The 17,796-nt window shown below is 50.1% G+C and carries 16 protein-coding genes; 4 read left to right on the forward strand and 12 right to left on the reverse strand.

Annotated elements, in window-relative coordinates; genetic code table 11:
* Positions 1 to 8: 8 nt before the first annotated feature.
* Positions 9 to 1,718, reverse strand: a complete 1,710-nt coding sequence (locus AC0LWN_RS03665) for a proline--tRNA ligase (RefSeq protein ID WP_474663256.1) — start codon at positions 1,716 to 1,718, stop codon at positions 9 to 11.
* Between the two features lie 484 nt (positions 1,719 to 2,202).
* On the opposite strand from AC0LWN_RS03665, the gene AC0LWN_RS03670 reads away from it, so the two are divergent.
* Entirely contained in the window at positions 2,203 to 4,200 is a 1,998-nt protein-coding gene (locus AC0LWN_RS03670) for a methyl-accepting chemotaxis protein (protein ID WP_474663257.1), read from the forward strand.
* 99 nt (positions 4,201 to 4,299) lie between these two features.
* On the opposite strand, the gene AC0LWN_RS03675 is transcribed toward AC0LWN_RS03670, so the two are convergent.
* The 9 genes from AC0LWN_RS03675 to pdhA all read right to left on the reverse strand — a co-directional run bounded on the left by AC0LWN_RS03675 (position 4,300) and on the right by pdhA (position 13,697).
* Positions 4,300 to 5,787, reverse strand: a complete 1,488-nt coding sequence (locus tag AC0LWN_RS03675) for a glutamate synthase subunit beta (protein WP_474663258.1) — start codon at positions 5,785 to 5,787, stop codon at positions 4,300 to 4,302.
* Positions 5,788 to 6,022: 235 nt separating this feature from the next.
* On the reverse strand, positions 6,023 to 6,514 hold the full coding sequence (locus AC0LWN_RS03680) for a dihydrofolate reductase (protein ID WP_474663259.1): 492 nt from the start codon (positions 6,512 to 6,514) through the stop codon (positions 6,023 to 6,025).
* Positions 6,515 to 6,561: 47 nt separating this feature from the next.
* Positions 6,562 to 7,356, reverse strand: coding sequence for a thymidylate synthase (gene thyA, locus AC0LWN_RS03685; protein WP_474663260.1), 795 nt, complete (start codon positions 7,354 to 7,356; stop codon positions 6,562 to 6,564).
* A 130-nt stretch (positions 7,357 to 7,486) separates the two neighbouring features.
* The gene (locus AC0LWN_RS03690) at positions 7,487 to 7,714 is read right to left on the reverse strand and encodes a hypothetical protein (RefSeq protein WP_474663261.1); all 228 of its coding nucleotides are present in this window, start codon (positions 7,712 to 7,714) and stop codon (positions 7,487 to 7,489) included.
* A 158-nt stretch (positions 7,715 to 7,872) separates the two neighbouring features.
* Complete coding sequence (locus AC0LWN_RS03695; RefSeq protein WP_474663262.1) at positions 7,873 to 8,247, reverse strand: class I SAM-dependent methyltransferase; 375 nt, start codon at positions 8,245 to 8,247, stop codon at positions 7,873 to 7,875.
* 140 nt (positions 8,248 to 8,387) lie between these two features.
* Complete coding sequence (lpdA, locus tag AC0LWN_RS03700; protein ID WP_474663263.1) at positions 8,388 to 9,800, reverse strand: dihydrolipoyl dehydrogenase; 1,413 nt, start codon at positions 9,798 to 9,800, stop codon at positions 8,388 to 8,390.
* Between the two features lie 3 nt (positions 9,801 to 9,803).
* Positions 9,804 to 11,444, reverse strand: a complete 1,641-nt coding sequence (locus AC0LWN_RS03705; RefSeq protein WP_474663264.1) for a 2-oxo acid dehydrogenase subunit E2 — start codon at positions 11,442 to 11,444, stop codon at positions 9,804 to 9,806.
* 192 nt (positions 11,445 to 11,636) lie between these two features.
* Positions 11,637 to 12,614 carry an alpha-ketoacid dehydrogenase subunit beta gene (locus tag AC0LWN_RS03710; protein ID WP_458962418.1) on the reverse strand — a complete coding sequence of 326 codons (978 nt, stop codon included), beginning with the start codon at positions 12,612 to 12,614 and terminating at the stop codon, positions 11,637 to 11,639.
* Positions 12,615 to 12,629: 15 nt separating this feature from the next.
* A complete protein-coding gene (gene pdhA, locus AC0LWN_RS03715; protein WP_474663576.1) occupies positions 12,630 to 13,697 on the reverse strand; it encodes a pyruvate dehydrogenase (acetyl-transferring) E1 component subunit alpha in 1,068 nt (355 codons plus the stop codon).
* A 266-nt stretch (positions 13,698 to 13,963) separates the two neighbouring features.
* Between pdhA and AC0LWN_RS03720 the strand changes: the two genes are divergently transcribed.
* A complete protein-coding gene (locus tag AC0LWN_RS03720; protein ID WP_474663265.1) occupies positions 13,964 to 14,695 on the forward strand; it encodes an alpha/beta hydrolase in 732 nt (243 codons plus the stop codon).
* 153 nt (positions 14,696 to 14,848) lie between these two features.
* Here AC0LWN_RS03720 and AC0LWN_RS03725 read toward each other — a convergent pair whose 3' ends face one another.
* Positions 14,849 to 15,313, reverse strand: a complete 465-nt coding sequence (locus AC0LWN_RS03725) for a low molecular weight protein-tyrosine-phosphatase (protein WP_474663577.1) — start codon at positions 15,311 to 15,313, stop codon at positions 14,849 to 14,851.
* A 129-nt stretch (positions 15,314 to 15,442) separates the two neighbouring features.
* On the opposite strand from AC0LWN_RS03725, the gene AC0LWN_RS03730 reads away from it, so the two are divergent.
* On the forward strand, positions 15,443 to 16,084 hold the full coding sequence (locus tag AC0LWN_RS03730; protein WP_474663266.1) for a thiamine diphosphokinase: 642 nt from the start codon (positions 15,443 to 15,445) through the stop codon (positions 16,082 to 16,084).
* Positions 16,085 to 16,368: 284 nt separating this feature from the next.
* The gene (locus tag AC0LWN_RS03735; RefSeq protein WP_474663267.1) at positions 16,369 to 16,875 is read left to right on the forward strand and encodes a C40 family peptidase; all 507 of its coding nucleotides are present in this window, start codon (positions 16,369 to 16,371) and stop codon (positions 16,873 to 16,875) included.
* Between the two features lie 59 nt (positions 16,876 to 16,934).
* Here the strand turns inward: AC0LWN_RS03735 and AC0LWN_RS03740 are convergent, their stop codons facing one another.
* Positions 16,935 to 17,684: a winged helix-turn-helix domain-containing protein gene (locus AC0LWN_RS03740; RefSeq protein ID WP_474663268.1), complete on the reverse strand. Its 750-nt coding sequence runs from the start codon at positions 17,682 to 17,684 to the stop codon at positions 16,935 to 16,937.
* Positions 17,685 to 17,796 lie beyond the last annotated feature (112 nt).

The raw sequence follows: 17,796 nt of genomic DNA on the forward strand, positions 1-17,796 counted from the left end.
TTACTTCATTAACTCCGCCCCGCAGTAATCCGTGATACGGCTTCAGTGATATCAATGACCTCTTTAGTATTCAATTTTCGGTCCAGGTACTCCACTTTTTGCTCTGCCGCATCCTTGCCAACAACAAGGGTTACCGGTATGCCGATCAGCAGAGAATCCTTGAACTTCACACCTGCCCGTTCATCCCTGTCATCCAGCAGGGTCTCAATGCCGAGCCGGGTGAGCTGTTCATACAGGGCTTCAGCTACCGCCGCCTGGGCTTCATTTTTGACAGACATGAGCAGGATATGAACCCTATATGGAGCCAGTGCCATTGGCCAGATGATTCCCTGCTCATCGTGATGCTGTTCAGCTACCGCCGCAAGCATCCGCGAAATTCCAATTCCATAGCAGCCCATAATCATTGGTTTGCTTGTGCCCGCTGAGTCCAGAAATGCCGCTCCGAGCTTCTCGCTGTATTTCGTCCCCAGCTTAAAGACATGGCCGATCTCGATCCCCTGCTCAAAATGAAGATCGCCCTCGCCGCAATGCGGACAGGTCTCGCCTTCGGAGGCTGTGCGGAAATCGCCCACGTGCTCCAGACTGAAATCCCGGCCTGGCACCACATTCCCCAGGTGATAGTCCCGCTCCCCGGCTCCGGCAATCCCCTCTGTCATTGCTGCGACCGCTGCGTCAACCAAGAGGGTCAGGGAGAGTCCAACCGGTCCGACAAAACCGCTCTCCACACCTGCTGCAGCCTGCACAGAATGAAAATCGGCCAGAGCAATCTCGCTTGCTCCGATGTAATTCCGCACCTTGATCTCGTTGACTTCGTGATCCCCCCGGACCAATACGGCAAAGGTTCTGCCGCCGCCTTCGTAGATCAAAGTCTTGATCACTTGCTCTGGAGGAATTTGCAATTCCTGCTCCAATTGATCAATGGTGCGGATGCCATGTGTGTGGAACTTCTCGGCGGCAGGCTGATTGCCAAAATCCATCCGGGCTACGCCCTCTCTGGCACGAACCTCGGCCTGTTCCAGATTGGCGGCATAGTCACAGGCAGAACAAACGGCGATTGTATCCTCGCCAATGCCCGACAGAGCCATGAATTCATGCGTCTCACCTTCACCGCCTATCGCTCCGGCATCCGCTTGAACTGCCCTGTAAGCCAGCCCGCAGCGCTCGAAAATTCTCTGATACGCCTTATACATCCGCACATAGTTCTCGTCCAGCCCTTCCCAGCCGGTGTCGAACGAATAAGCATCCTTCATCAGAAACTCCCTGCCCCGCAGCAGCCCGGAACGCGGACGGCGTTCGTCGCGGAACTTGGTCTGAATTTGGTATACGGTGACTGGCAGCTTCCGGTACGAGCTGATCTCTCCCCGCACCAGTGCCGTCACCACCTCCTCATGCGTGGGTCCGAGCACAAATTCACGTGCGTGGCGGTCCTCAAGCTTCATCAGCTCCTTGCCGTAGACATCATATCTCTCAGACTCTTTCCACAGCTCCGCAGGCTGCATGGAAGGCATCAGCATTTCCTGTGCTCCGGCGGCATCCATTTCCTCACGTACGATATTTTCTATTTTGCGCAGGACACGGCGGCCGAGCGGCAGATAAGTATAGATTCCAGCCGCGAGCTGCCGGATATATCCGGCACGCAGCAGCAACTGGTGATTAATCGTTTCAGCCTCTGCAGGAGCTTCCCGGAGAGTATTCCCTAACAGTTTGCTTTGGCGCATAAATATTCATCCTCTCTTGTCTGTATGAAGTGCTTCTTCAGTCTCTAAAGACAAACACAAAAAGACACATCCGTCAGGGACGAATGTGTCGTGATACCACCCTAGTTCAACCGCCTGCTTAAAGCTTGGCGGTCCTCAAGACGGATAACGGTCGAGTCCGGCAGCATTGTTCATGCTGCAGCTACCAAGGCAGGGTATGCTTCACTCGCTCTATGAGGGACCTTTCAGCCGGTGAATCCCCTCTCTGTTCTAACGATCATAGAAGCATAGATCCTTGGTCAACGCTGTTCAATATCGAGATTGTTTTTAATCTATACGATATTCCAAATCATGTCAAGTCCCTGAAAAGATGACGCTGCATTGGTAATGCATAACTAATTATTTTACATAAGTCGACATAGGTATGAAATTATCCTGCCGCTAAACCGAATATATCAATAGAGTTATTCATAGATCATTTCTACCAGTCCAAGGGGGAGCTACCATGAACACTATCAAACGACTAATCCAAAAAGCCTCGTCCAAGTCATTGCAGAAAAGAATGATGCTGTTGTTCACAATCATGCTGGTTATCCCGATCCTCCTTGTCAGCTACTTCTCGTATTCCAATTCCAGTAAGCAACTGGAGCTCAAAATGCAGGAGTCAACCCGATCAAGTGTGGAATTGCTGCATGGCACCATCAATGAAACCGTTGAAGCCGCCATGCGAAACGTGCAGCAGCTCAGCCAGCAGTTCACCTCCAGTGACATTGATGCCCAAAAACCGGAATCCCGCGCACTGATGGATTTATTCATGAAGGAGCACCCGGAGCTTGAGATCCTTATTCTCGGCAACAATAATGGCGCCTGGATGAAGTCTCCAAATGGCGGCAGCCAGGATTATGACCCGCGTACCAGAGACTGGTATAAGGCTGCTGTGAAAAATACGGGCAAGATTACGGTTATTAACCCGTTCACATCCGCTACAACAGGCAATTATAACCTGTATATCTCCGAAACACTCAAGGATGGCAAAGGGGCCGTCAGCAGCAGCCTCAGCCTTAAGCATATGGGCGAAATGGTTAACAAGATCAAGCTTGGCAAAGACGGCTATATTTTCATAGTCGATGGCAATAATAAATTCGTCTCCCATCCGGTTAGAAAAGCCGGAGAAGATGTAGCAGCCGATGTAGCCAATCTGCTTAAGGACGACAGCGGCACAGTATCCTACACCAGTCCAGATACAGGCCTGCAGATGCGGGGATATTACATGACGGATAAGATCACTGGTTTTAAAATTATCGGCGTACTTTCTACAAAAGAGTTCTCTGAGGCTTCATTGCCGATTCTCTATAATGGCCTCATGATTCTGGGAATAGCGCTGGTTGTCGCCTTGATCCTGATGTACTTTATCATCCGGGCGATCACAAAGCCAATAGTCAGCCTGAACCGTTCCGCCCGCCGTGTCAGCGAAGGTTATCTGAACGAGCAGATCAAGATTGACCGTAAAGATGAAATCGGCCAGCTTGCCCAGAACTATAACCTGATGGTAGAGTCGCTTCGCAATATCGTCGTAGATATTTCGGATACCTCCGGTATGCTTGCCTCGTCAAGCCAGCAGCTGACCGCCACTACCGAGGAAAATTCCAGAGCTACGAGCTATGTAGCTGAACTTGTGCAGGATTCTTCGGCAGGAGCCGAGGCTCAAACTGCAGCAATGGCCGAAACCTCACGGTCGATGGAGGAAATGTCCTCAGGGATTCAAAGAATTGCCGAAGCCGCCGCTTCTATCGTCGATTCCTCAACTGATACAGAAACCGATGTACAGGCGGGAAGCCATAAAATTGAAGAGATGAGCCGCCAGATGGAGGCTATCCGGCAATCTACCCTTCATTCCTCCGAGCTGATTAGCCAGCTTAACGGGTTGAACAGTCAAGTATCGGCCATGAGCAGCGCCATTTCCAATATCGCGGTACAGACCAATCTGCTCTCGCTGAACGCAGGTATTGAAGCTGCCCGTGCCGGAGAGCATGGCCGCGGGTTCGCAGTTGTTGCCACAGAGGTGCGCAAGCTGGCCGATCAATCCAAGACAACCGCCGGTAACATTCAAGACACGATTGTGCAGATGACAGAATTAATTGACCGTACTTTTGAAGCTATCCATGATAAGGTATCTGCCGATGTGGAGCTGGGTATGCAAGTGACGCTGGAAGCCAAAGAGGCCTTCTCGAACATTGAACAATCCACCGCCAAAATCAACGGCCAGATTCATGACATCTCTGCCATCACTCAAGAAATGTCGGCCGGTGCGGAAGAAGTCGCCGCCTCCGTACAAGAGATTTCCAATATTTCACGTTCAACTTCTGACGCTTTCCAGAACGTCACAGCGGCTACTGAGCAGCAGCTTGCCTCCATGGAGGAAATCTCAGCTTCCGCTACCGAGCTGTCCAAAATGGCCTCAGACCTGCAGCACAAAATCGAACGCTTCAAGCTGGAGGAGTAGGCTCACGCCTCTCCCTCCCTGTTCCTCTGAACCAACATTAAAAAGCCGTCTCACCTGCAATACGCGGGTGAGACGGCTTTTTTGCTGTGACTGCCCGGCTTATGCCAGAACTGTCGAGCCCATCAAATATTTATCTACTTCACGTGCAGCTTCGCGTCCTTCGTTGATCGCCCAGACCACAAGGCTCTGACCACGGCGCATATCGCCGGCCGCGAATACTTTATCTACATTTGTGTTGAACTTGCCATAACGGGCCTTCACATTGCTGCGGCGGTCCGTCTCCAGCTTAAGCTCCTCAATGATCTCCTGCTCCGGTCCATCGAAGCCAATGGCGATCAGCGCGAGCTGAGCGGGATATACGGCCTCTGTTCCCGGAATAGGCTCATAAATCTTGCGTCCGGTTTCATCCACAATACGGCGGATTTGCACCGTGTGCAGCTCCTTCAGGTTGCCTTCCTCATCACCTACGAATTTGGTAGTCATGATGGAGAATTCACGCGGATCATCACCGAATACCGCTTTGGCTTCCTGCTGCGCATAATCCAGAGTGTAGACATTCGGGAATTGCGGCCAAGGGTTCGCGATTGGATCACGCGTAAGCGGCGCCTTCTCATGTGTGCCGAACTGGGTGATGCTGCTGCAGCCATGACGCAGTGCGGTAGCTACACAGTCAGAGCCGGTATCGCCGCCGCCAAGCACGATAACATCCTTGCCTGCCGCAGAAACATAGTTTCCATCTTCCAGATTGGAATTCAGGTAGCTCTTGATCGTTCCGTTTAAATAATCCATTGCATACATAACGCCATTCAGCTCGCTGCCTTCTACATTGAATCGGCGAGCCTTCGTTGCACCGCCGCACAGAACAACCGCATCATATTCGTCAACTAGCTGCTGGGTGGGAATATCCTTGCCAATCTCTGTGTTGACTACAAAGTTTACACCCTCGGCAGCGAGCAGATCCACACGGCGCTGAACCACACGCTTGTCGAGCTTCATGGTCGGAATGCCATAGGTCAGCAGGCCGCCGATACGGTCGCTGCGCTCGAAGACTGTTACGGTATGTCCAGCTTTGTTAAGCTGTGCCGCTGCGGCGAGACCAGACGGTCCTGAGCCGACGATGGCAACCTTTTTACCTGTGCGCTTCTCTGGAGGATTCGGCACAACCCAGCCTTCCTCAAAGCCCTTATCAATAATCGCCAGCTCAATCGTCTTGATGGTAACCGGCTGCCCGATCAGTCCGACAGTACAGGAGCCTTCGCAAGGTGCAGGACAGATGCTCCCGGTGAACTCTGGAAAATTATTCGTCTTATGCAGCCGTTCCAGCGCTTCCTTCCATAGTCCCCGATACACCAGATTGTTCCATTCAGGTATGAGATTGTGCACCGGACAACCCGAAGTGCCGCCGCTCATATCAATGCCGGTATGGCAGTAAGGAGTACCGCAGTCCATACAGCGCGCACCCTGTGTCCGAAGCTCGTCCTCGGTTAAATGATGATGGAACTCTTCCCAGTCCTTAACGCGCTGCTCAGGATCACGATCACCTGGGAGCTGGCGCTTATACTCCATAAATCCAGTAGGTGTAGACATATTTACGATTCCCCCATCCGATCTCTTCGTGTTGATGTATAGTACATTGTAGCATATTGCGGCATCCATATGATTTTCAGCGCAATGCAGTACCTGCACATTCTATAATACTTAAACCTTGAGCATTTGTAATTTTAATAATTATAGTAGCATCCAACACTTTTGCACTGTAATGGACTAATTTGCTGATTATTTGTACTATTTCACATGTTGTGTCAGAGAAAACGCTTTTTCCTTAAACCGAACGTTCATAGACGTAATATCGGTAATCATACGGATTCTTTTCATCCCGGATGCCCTGGGTGCTGGTGATTTCTCTCCACTCGCTCCAGTCGACCTCAGGGAACCTCGTCTCCCCTGCAATCTCCTCTTCAATCCGGGTGACCAGCAGCTTATCGGCAAAGGGAAGCATCAGCTTGTAAATTTCCGCACCGCCAATGATCATCAGCTCATCCTCTTTGCGTCCCTCAGCCACTGCTTCCTCCAGAGAATGCACGACTGTAGCTCCCTCAGGAGCAAAGCTGTGATCGCGTGTCAGGACAATGCTCGTTCTCCCTTTTAAAGGCTTGCCGCCAAGCGACTCCCAGGTTTTGCGTCCCATTAGCATTCTCTTCCCGAGTGTCTCTGCCTTGAAGTAGGCAAAATCCCGCGGCAAATGCCAGGGCATATCGTTATTCTTGCCGATCACATTATTTGCGGCCATGGCCCAAATCATGCTAATGCTCATCCTGAATCCCTCATTCCACATATTAATAGCTTACCGTCAGCAAGAATTTAGATAGCCACTGGAGCTTTGATGGACGGATGATGAACATAATCGGCGAACTCGAAATCTTCGAAGGTATAGTCAAAAATACTCTCCGGCTGTCTGCGGATCACTAGCTTCGGAAGCGCATATGGCTGTCTCTCCAGCTGCGTAGCCACCTGCTCCAGATGGTTTGCATAAATGTGCACATCGCCGCCGGACCAGATGAATTCCCCGACCTCAAGCCCGGTCTGCTGGGCAACCATATGCGTCAGCAGCGCATAGCTCGCTATATTGAACGGCAGTCCAAGGAAGGTATCTACAGAACGCATCGTCAGCATGCAGGAGAGCTTGCCGTCCGCTACGTAGAACTGAAATACAAAATGGCAAGGCGGCAGCTTCATCTGCTCAATTTCCCCCACATTCCACGCACTAACGATATGACGGCGCGAGTCCGGGTTATTCTTGATCGAATCAATCACCGCGGCAATCTGGTCGATATGGCGTCCATCCGCACTTTCCCAGGCCCGCCATTGTGAACCGTATACCGGTCCAAGCTCTCCATTCTCGTCGGCCCATTCATCCCAGATAGAGACTCCATTCTCCTTCAAATAGGAAATGTTAGTCTCACCCTTCAAAAACCAGAGGAGTTCGTGTACGACCGATTTCAAATGAATACGCTTGGTGGTCACCAGCGGAAACCCTTCCGCCAGATCGAACCTGAGCTGACGTCCAAAAACGGATATTGTACCTGTTCCAGTCCGGTCGCTCTTGGCTGTGCCATGGTCTAATATATCCTGTAGTAAATCCAAATAATTACGCAAGCAGCGCCACACCCCTCTCCTCTTTTTTTCTTATATCAGTTTACCATGAGCTGACCGCCCTTGTAACTTGTTAAAGCGCAGAAAATGCAATTTCCAGCATCCTCCGATCCTTCCCGCAGCGCGAATTTTCCTATTCTTGAGAGTTTAGGAGATACTCCGGCTGCCCCAGCCACACTTCCGTGCTGTATTTCACCGTAATCTGCCCTTCTGTCTGAAGTCCCGCAAAACGCTCCTGATGCGCCTGACGGAAGTCCTTGAACCATTCCTCTTGCTCGCCGGGGGCTTCCATGCCGGAGGCTGCCGCACCCCAATACTCCTCCCAGCTCTCTTGAAGCTCCTGCGGGAATAAGTGTCTCACCGGCTCCGAGCTCCCGTAAAAATATTGCAGCGGCTTCGTATGTCTGGTCTCACTTAACCTTGCTGTATATTGTTGTATATTCCTGCCCACATTCATATTGTCCTTAAGGAAGTTGAACTCATCATAATAAGAAAAGACCGCCAGCCAGCCCCCTGGTTTCAGGATTCTCCCGAACTCCTTAAGAGCCGCTTCCGGTTGAAACCGGTGATAGCTGTTGCCGCCACAATCAGGTCCACCGACTGATCAGGTAAATGAGTGTTCTCAGCCGTTCCCGCTATGTATTCTATGCTGAATTGCTGCCCGCCAATAATTTCCTTCATTAGCCTCCGCATTTCATCTTCAGGCTCTACTGCATATACACGCGCTACCTGACCGGTAAAATGCTGCGTCAGCAGTCCTGTTCCTGCTCCAATATCCGCAACTGCACCCTCGCTCACACCCGCCCGCTCAATCACGAAACTGACAGCCTCAGCCGAATATGGCAAGCGGTATTTAGCATATTGTACAGCTTTGGCGTATGACATGGTATTCATAGGTTCGCCCCCTTTTCTAAATATTAACACATTGGGGTATCAACTTTGGCGGCATGTAAAAAAAAAGGATGCCCCATCAGCCACCTTAAGGCTTCTGAAGGCATCCTTATGAATAGCCTGCTGCGCAAGCCGTTAATCTATTATTTCATAACGTGAATCGGGTGGCCTTCCACAAGCTCAGCCGCTTCCATGACAATTTCGCCAAGGGTTGGGTGTGCATGGATGGTCAATGCGATGTCTTCGAGTGTAGCACCCATTTCAATCGCCAGACCCAGCTCAGCAATCAGGTTGGAAGCTTCCAGACCGACGATTTGTGCACCTAGAACGAGATTGTTCTCGCTGTTAGCCACAATCTTGATGAAGCCGTCTGGAGCGTTCAAGGATACCGCACGGCCATTGCCTGCGAACGGGAATTTGCCGGCTTTTACTTTATAGCCCTTGTCTTTAGCTTCTTTCTCGGTAAGACCAACGCTGGAGCATTCAGGATCAGTGAATACAACTGCCGGAATCACTTTGTAGTCAACTACGGACTTGTGTCCGGAGATGGCTTCAGCCGCGATTTTACCTTCATACGAAGCTTTGTGCGCCAGAGCCAGGCCAGGCACGATATCGCCGATAGCATAAATGTTAGGGATGTTGGTGCGGCCCTGGTGGTCAACCTTGATCAGTCCGCGTTCATCCAGCTCAATACCGATCAGATCCAGACCCAGCTCACCGTCCGTGTTCGGACGACGGCCAACGGTAACAAGCAGGTAATCCGCAGTAATTTCCTTGGACTCGCCGCCCACAGAATATTTCACGGTAACTTCCTTGTCGTTCTGAACTGCACTTTCAGCTTTGGCATTGGTTACGATCTCGATGCCGGTCTTCGCCATGTTCTTGGCAACCAGACGGGTCATATCCTTATCGAAGCCTGGCAGAACTGTATCCATTCCTTCGATGATCGTTACCTTAGTTCCGAACTTGGAATACATTTGACCAAGCTCTGCACCGATGTAGCCGCCGCCGATAACGATCAGGCTCTTCGGAATTTCCGGCAGATCAAGCGCTTCGGTCGAAGACAGAATGCGTCCGCCGAATGGGAAAGGCTTCAGTTCAATCGGGCGCGAGCCTGTTGCGATGATGCAGTTATTGAACTTATAGCGTGGAGATTCGTGTTCGTTGAACAAGCGGGCTTCATTAGCGTTGATGAACATAGCCTCACCGCTGAACACTTCAATTTTGTTGCCTTTCATCAGGCTGGTTACGCCGGTTGTCATTCTTTTAACAACGCCGTTTTTGAACTCCTGGGTTTTAGCCCAGTCCACCTTGACATTTTCAGCGGTAACACCGAAAACTTCGCCGTGTTGTGCAGCTTCATACTGATGTGCTGCAGAGATCAGAGCTTTAGAAGGAATACAGCCGCGGTTCAAGCATACGCCGCCGAGTTCCGATTTATCCACGATCAGGACTTTCTGGCCGAGCTGGGCGGCACGAATTGCCGCCACATACCCGCCGGGACCTGCACCAATTACCAATGTGTCGATTTCAATTGAAGCGTCTCCGACTACCATTTATTACACCTCCATAACTAACATATCAGGATTTGCAAGCAGGGTCTTGATATAGTTCATAAAGTTCTGTGCTGTTGCGCCGTCAATAATGCGGTGGTCAAAGCTCAAGGAGAGAGCCATTACCGGAGCAGCTACGATTTCACCATTCTTAACAACAGGTTTCTCGGTGATGCGTCCAGTACCCAGGATCGCCACTTCAGGGAAGTTGATGATCGGAGTGAAGAACATACCGCCGGCGGAACCGATGTTGGTGATCGAGATGGTGCTGCCTTTCATTTCGTTAGGTGCCAACTTGCCGTCACGGCCGCGCAGCGCCAAATCAGTAATTGCACTTGCAATCATCCAGATGCTCTTACGGTCAGCATCCTTAATGACAGGAACGATCAGACCATTGTCTGTATCTGTAGCAATACCGATGTTGTAGTATTTCTTGTACACAATTTCATTAGCTTCTTCATCAATTGTAGCATTAAGCGCAGGGAATTGACGGGAAGCTGCAACAAGTGCTTTGACGATGAACGGAAGGTACGTTACCTTCACGCCTTTCTTCTCGGCAACTGGTTTCATACGGGCACGGAAGGCCACCAATTCGGTAACATCCACTTCGTCCATGATGGTAACGTGAGGCGCAGTGTATGCCGATTTAACCATAGCGTTGGCAATGGCTTTGCGGATACCCTTGAACGGTACGCGTTCTTCTTCCAGACTCACATTACCGGAAGCTGCAGCCGCTGCTGCTGGGGCCTTGGCTTTTGGAGCTTCCGCTGCCGGAGCTGCTGCCGCAGGTGCCGCTGCTGCTGGAGCTGCCGCAGGCGCTGCAGAGCCGCCCTTCAGGAAGGCTGCAACATCTTCATGGGTGATTTTGCCGTTCTTGCCGCTGCCGTTGACCAATGCGAGATCAACGCCTTGTTCACGGGCGGACTTGCGGACGCTTGGCGTAGCCAATACTTCGCGGTTAGGAGCCGGAACCGCTGCTGGAGCTGCGCTTGCTGCCGGTGCTGCCGCCCCAGTAGCCGGAGCTTCAGCATGGCCGCCTTCCTGCTGAGGAACATCGCCTTCAGCAGCAATGATTGCCACAACTTCACCCACGCGGCATACCTGTCCGTCTTTGGCGAATACTTCAAGCACTGTGCCGTTGACTGGAGAAGGAACTTCCACGACAGCCTTATCATTCTGAACTTCCATGATGATATCATCATCGGTAATTTTGTCGCCGACTTTGATATGCATTTTGATAATTTCACCTTCATGGAGACCTTCGCCCAGTTCAGGGAACTTGTATTCAAAGTTAGCAGAGCCGCTTGCTGCAGGAGAAGAAGTTGTATCCGCTCCGCCCTTTGCTGCATCCACTTCTTGAGTTGCCTGTGCTTCAGCATGGCCGCCTTCTTGTTCAGGCACATCGCCTTCTGCATCAATGATTGCCACAACTTCGCCTACGCGGCACACTTGACCGTCTTTGGTGAAGACCTCAAGCACTGTGCCGTTGACTGGACAAGGAACCTCTACTACCGCCTTGTCATTCTGGACTTCCATTACGATATCGTCATCGGTTACTTTATCGCCGGCTTTGATGTGCATTTTGATAATTTCGCCTTCATGCAAACCTTCGCCCAGCTCAGGGAACCGGTACTCAAATTTTGCCACCTTAATAACCTCCTAAAAGTTTTGTTAGCGATACTACAATGAATTATCTTCGTACAAAACTTGCTTCGAAGCAGACGCTTAGTTGTATGGAGCATAACTTCTTGCAACTCTCGCAAACTTACTTCGAAAGCATCACTTTCATTTGCAGAAACGGGCGCCGCCCTTATTTAAGGACGGCAAGATACTGCATAATTAGAATTCCAGAACTTTCTTCACGGCTGCAATGACACGTGCCGGTGTAGGAATCCAAGTATCCTCGATTTGCGCGAATGGATAGATGGTGTCCGGACCTGCTACACGAAGTACAGGCGCTTCAAGATGGAGAATAGCTTTTTCATTGATTTGTGCAATAACCTCAGCAGCAACGCCGGAGCTCTTCTGCGCTTCTTGGACTACAATTGCACGGTTGGTCTTCTTCACAGAAGCTACAATTGTATCAATGTCAATCGGGCTAACCGTACGCAGATCAATAATTTCAGCCTTAATGCCTTCCTTCTCAAGCTGATCGGCCGCTTTGGTAGCAGTATGTACCATCAGACCGTAAGCAATAATTGTTACATCCGAACCTTCGCGGACAACATTTGCTTTACCCAGCTCAACGGTGTATTCGCCTTCCGGCACTTCATCACGGAATGCATGATAGAGGTTCAAGTGCTCCATGAAGAACACAGGGTCATTATCACGGATAGACGCGATCAGAAGTCCCTTGGCATCGTATGGGTTGGAAGGAATTACAACCTTGATCCCCGGGCTTTGGGCAATCAGGCCTTCCAGGGAATCTGTATGAAGCTCGGCCGCTTTTACGCCGCCGCCAAATGGTGTGCGGAAAACTACAGGAGCATTGTATCTGCCCCCGGAACGCCAGCGGAGGCGTGCTGCCTGAACTACGATTTGATCCAGTGCTTCAAAGATGAAGCCGACGAACTGGATTTCAGCGATTGGACGGAAGCCTTGTACCCCGAGACCAAAAGCCAGACCACCGATTGCGGATTCAGCGAGTGGTGTATCAAATACACGCTCTTCGCCAAATTCCTTTTGCAGCCCTTCAGTTACACGGAAGACGCCGCCTACATTACCTACGTCTTCTCCGAAGATCAGAACGTTAGGGTCACGATTCAGTTCAACGCGCATTGCGTCACGGATTGCTTCTTTCATATTCATTTGTGCCATTGCCTGATATCCCCCTTATTCAAAATCGGCTTTTTGCTCTTCCAGATGTTTCGGTGTTACCTCGAACATGCTGTCGATCAAGCCGGGAACGGTCATTTTTTCGGTTTGCTCCGCTTTTTTAACCTGCTCGTTTACAGTCGCTTTCGCTTCTTCTTTTACGCGCACTGTATCTTCTTCGGTCCACAGCCCCTTCTTCTCCAAATACTTGGCAAGACGGGCAATCGGGTCCTTCTCGTTCCATTGTCCTTCTTCTTCTTTGGAACGGTATTTGCTGGCGTCGTCGGAAAGGGAATGCGGACGGAAACGGTAAGTAACAGCTTCAATCAGCGTAGCTCCTTCGCCTTTGCGGGCACGCTCGGCAGCTTCCTGCACGGCGGAAATTACCGCGAAGACGTCCATGCCGTCAACCTTGATGCCGGGAATACCCGCAGCAACCGCTTTATGGGCGATGGATTTGGATGCCGTTTGTTTCGCGAACGGAGTTGTAATGGCATAGCCGTTATTCTGTACGAAGAAGATTACCGGCAGTTTGAAGCGTCCGGCATAGTTCAGGCCTTCGTAGAAGTCACCTTCAGAAGAACCGCCGTCACCTGTATAGGTAATTGCGACATTTGGCTGCTTCTTCAGCTTGAAGCCCATTGCAATACCTGTAGCATGCAGGATTTGAGCGCCGATGATGATCTGAGGCATCAATACATTTACACCCTCAGGAATCTGTCCGCCATGTTGATGTCCACGCGAATATAGGAAAGCCTGGTATAATGGAAGTCCATGCCATACAAGCTGAGGAATATCACGGTAGCCCGGGCATACGAAATCTTCTTTCTGGAGGGCGAATTCACTGCCTACCATTGTAGCTTCCTGACCGGATACCGGTGCGTAGAAACCAAGGCGGCCTTGACGGCCCAGATTGACGGCCCGGTCATCCCAGGTCCGGGTAAATACCATACGGTACATGATTTCTTTCAGTTGATCGTCGGTAAGTGCAGGCATCTTATCCTTATTGATAACTTCTCCGTCAGGGGAAAGTACCGAAAGGGCCTCCACATCCTCTGTATACACTTCGTAAGGAACTTTAGTCATCATTTTCACCTCAATAAAAAAATTTGAATATCAGTGGCCTCTGTTATAGAATTATTATACACCTGTTTTATCTGTTTCGTCAAAGAAATACGCATAAAATTTATGTTTCCATAAACTTTGTATGTATAACAGGTCATCAAAAATTCTGTAACAGAGAAATTTTTAATTGGCAAGTAAATGATATTTGACACATTTACCGCGTGGATAATTTTAACGCAACACTACGACTAATGCAAAATTTCGACAAGAAAGGTGAGAATTCAGCCATGAGTGAGCCTGTTTTTCTGAAACGTACAATTTTGAAGCAAACCGTGTGGAGCGAGCATCTTCAGGAGGAGCGCAAGCTGCGAATCTATCTGCCTCCCGGTTATAACGAGGTTCTCAGCTACCCGGTAGTCTACTGCCAGGATGGAGAGGAATTCTTCAACTTCGGCCGCATCGCCACCCTTGCCGGTCAACTGATTCTGGAACAGGATATCGAACCGTTCATCATCGTCGGGGTCGAAGTCAATGTTGCCGTTCGTACGCAGGAGTATGCCCCTTTTGGCAGCAGGTTCAAAGAGTACCTGTCTTGCTTTGCCGAAGAGATTATTCCCTACATTGAACATAATTATCCGGTCCGCCGGACGCCGGATGAACGCATCATCGCAGGCGATTCGCTGGGCGGCAGTGTATCGCTGCATCTCGCACTGGCGTATCCGGGCCTGTTCAGCCGTGTTCTGAGCCTTTCCGGCGCGTATTACCCGCAGACCCGCGAGATTCTGGCACTGGAGGAGGATCTCTCCTGGCTGGATATCAACATGGTGGTTGGGCTTCAGGAAACCAACTATAAAACGGATACCGGCGTATACGATTTTGTACAGATGAACCGGGAAACCAAGGCACTGCTGGAGTCACGCGGGGCGACCGTATCCTATCGTGAAAAAGACGGACGCCATCTCTGGGGATTCTGGCAAAAGGAGCTGCCGGAATCACTACTCTATTTTTTAAACAAATAACCCCGCTTTGAACGAAAAAAATGATGAACATCTCAAGAACATATGTATCTCTTCAGCGTGTTTACGCTTTCATTTCAGGATGGGCACCACGGTGCCCGTCCTTATTAATAAGGACGGCAACCAAAGTCAGCGGAGCTTCATCGCAGTCATCAGCTATAGCTTGTCCTTGATGATCTGCCCCAGCAGTACATCACAGCCAGCATTAACAAGTTCATAGACCTGTTCGAAATTTCCTGTAAAATAAGGGTCCGGCACTTCCCGCAGCTCCTCCTCCGGCAATAAATCCATGAAGAACAGCAGCTTCGCCTTCTCTCCGCCAGGGATCTTGCGGACATTGTCGCCATTGGACTTATCCATGCAGATAATATAATCAAATTCTTCAAAATCACCGCTCTTCACAAGCCGGGCCTTCATGTTCTCATAGCTGATGCCGTGCTGGTCCAGAATAGTCCGGGTCCCTTCATGCGGCCCTTTGCCGATATGCCAGTCACCGGTACCCGCAGAGTCAACTGAAATTTGCGCTGACAGCTTCCGCTCCATGATTTTATGGCGGAGAACAGCCTCGGCCATCGGTGAGCGGCAAATATTACCCAGACATACAAACAGTACCTTTATAATTCCTCTCACCCTCCAATACAATTTTTTCTACCTTCATTTTATCGCGGACCGCAGCATTTGTACAACCTTTCGATCTGCATTATACTTGGTCAGGATGAGTGACAATTAAGCTATATAAGGAGGGGGACCATGCCATCCAAACGGGTTGTTATATTTGCCGGAGGCGAGCTGTCCGCAGAATATTTGTCTCTATTAGATGAAGAGGATTATATCATCGGTGCTGATAAGGGAGCTTTATTTCTAGTTTCTCACGGAATTACACCTGATCTTGCTGTAGGCGATTTCGATTCGGTCAGCCAGGAGGACTTCCAGCAAATCGAAGCAGGCAGCAAAAAAACGATCGCCGTTGATCCGGTAGACAAGGATTTGACTGATAGTGAAATGGCTTTTGATCTTGCTCTCGACACGCAGCCTGAATCTATACTGCTGTTTGGCGTAACCGGAACGCGTTTTGACCACACACTGGCTAGCATTCAGATGATGACAAGAGCGGCGCAGCGCCAGGTGCTCTGTTCCGTTGTCGATTCAAATAATTACATAACCTTGACTGGTTCACAGGCGGTTGTTCAAGATCTGGGATATACCTATGTCTCTCTTCTGCCGTTGACACCCGAGGTAACTGGCATCACGCTTGAAGGCTTCCAATATCCGCTGACTCGCGCCACCTTGAAGCTGGGACAATCTCTTGGCGTAAGCAATGTCCTGACTGCAGCTTCCGGAACCGTCACCATTGAGAGCGGTCTGCTGCTAATTATTCAAAGCAAGGACTAAGTACATATGTAATTTAGAAACATCGTTGTAACTTTTGTCTTCAAACATTGAAAGCCGGTAAACCCCTGCCACTCAAGGGATTGCCGGCTTTTTTCAGTGCTGGAGAGGTGTAAATATTAATTTTTTGTAACTTTTAATGAACTTTTAATAAAACGCTTCCAACACATGCCCGGCTTGGGTTTGCGGCACCTGCTCCAGAATTTAGGACATGAATAACCTGCTATACTACGAACAGAGCAAGACACTAGAAACTTTCAACAACAAAACCTAGGAGGTATTACAACATGAAAAAACATCAATGGTTTAAGCAAGCTATAGTCGTAGGTATGTGCACCACGATTGGCCTGAGCACTCTGATGGCAACCAGCGCCGGAACAGCACCCGCTGCTGCCGCGTCTGTAACATCTTCTACCGGACAGAACATTGTCAACTTAGGCAGTAAATTCATGGGCGTTCGTTATGAGTTCGGCGCTCCAACTACTTCAACCAGAACCTTTGACTGCTCGTCCTTCACTAAATACATTTTCGGCAAATACGGAATCAACCTGCCCCGCACCTCTGCGGCGCAATCCACAGTAGGCACACCTGTATCCAAAGCGAACCTGCGGGTAGGCGATTTGTTGTTTTTCTCCAGCGGTAGCAGAGCAAACGGCCATAATGTAACCCACGTAGCTGTCTACATGGGTAACGGTAAAATGCTTCACACCTACGGTGCTCCGGGTGTAACGATTTCCGACGTGAACTCAAACCACTGGACGAAAACATTCCTGAAAGCACGCCGGGTACTGTAGCAGCTCTTTTATCGTAATTGGAATATAGTAAAGAGTTGTAGATGATCATATTGTGATTATCATTGTGCGGCGCCGTATTCCGGTGCCCGCAGTACATATCCGGTACCGCGTACTGTATGAATCAATTTGTTCTTATGGCCTTTGTCCACTTTCAAGCGGATATGTCTGATATACACATCGACCACATTGGTGTCGGCTTGGAAATGATATCCCCAGACCTGCTTTAGAATTTCGTCACGGGGACAAATCACCCCCAGATTTTGAGCCAGATAATAGAGCAGATCGAACTCTTTGGGGGTCATTTTCAGTTCTGCTCCATCCCGGCTGACCAGCCGGCGGCTGGGATCGAGAATCAGACCATCTATTCTAAGCAGCGCTGAATGGTCGTGGCGGCGGCCTGTAAGTTTTAATAAATTCTCGACTCTGCATTTGAACTCACCGATATGTACCGGCTTCACCATGTACTCATTGCCACCCGCTTCAAATGCCGCTACAGCCTCTTCACCGTACTCTCCGCCGGAAATCACCATCACCGGCAGAATTCTCCCCTGCTCTCTCAGGTCGGTAATTCCCCCCCACCCTTCCCATTCTGCAGCATGGTGCAGTTCTGTAAGCAGCAATGCAGGGTCCAGACTGGACAGCAATGAGCGAAGATCCCCCAGATCTTCGCTCATTGTCGTTTGCAGTCCCAGCTCTTGCAGCGCATGTTCCAGAGTCAAGCGCTCTTCATTTCTCCGCTTACCCGCTTCTGCAGTTTCATTGGCATCAGGGGAATGCCCGGCCGCAAACCAGATAATTCTCTCATTCACAATGTATCCCCCGCATGAATTCAGCCTTGCAACGGCAGCACCGCTGCAGATCATTTATAGAGTTCCCGCAAAGCAAAGAGACCATTCCCGGGGAATGGTCTCTTTGCTCAAT

The organism is Paenibacillus sp. sgz302115, from assembly GCF_056120445.1.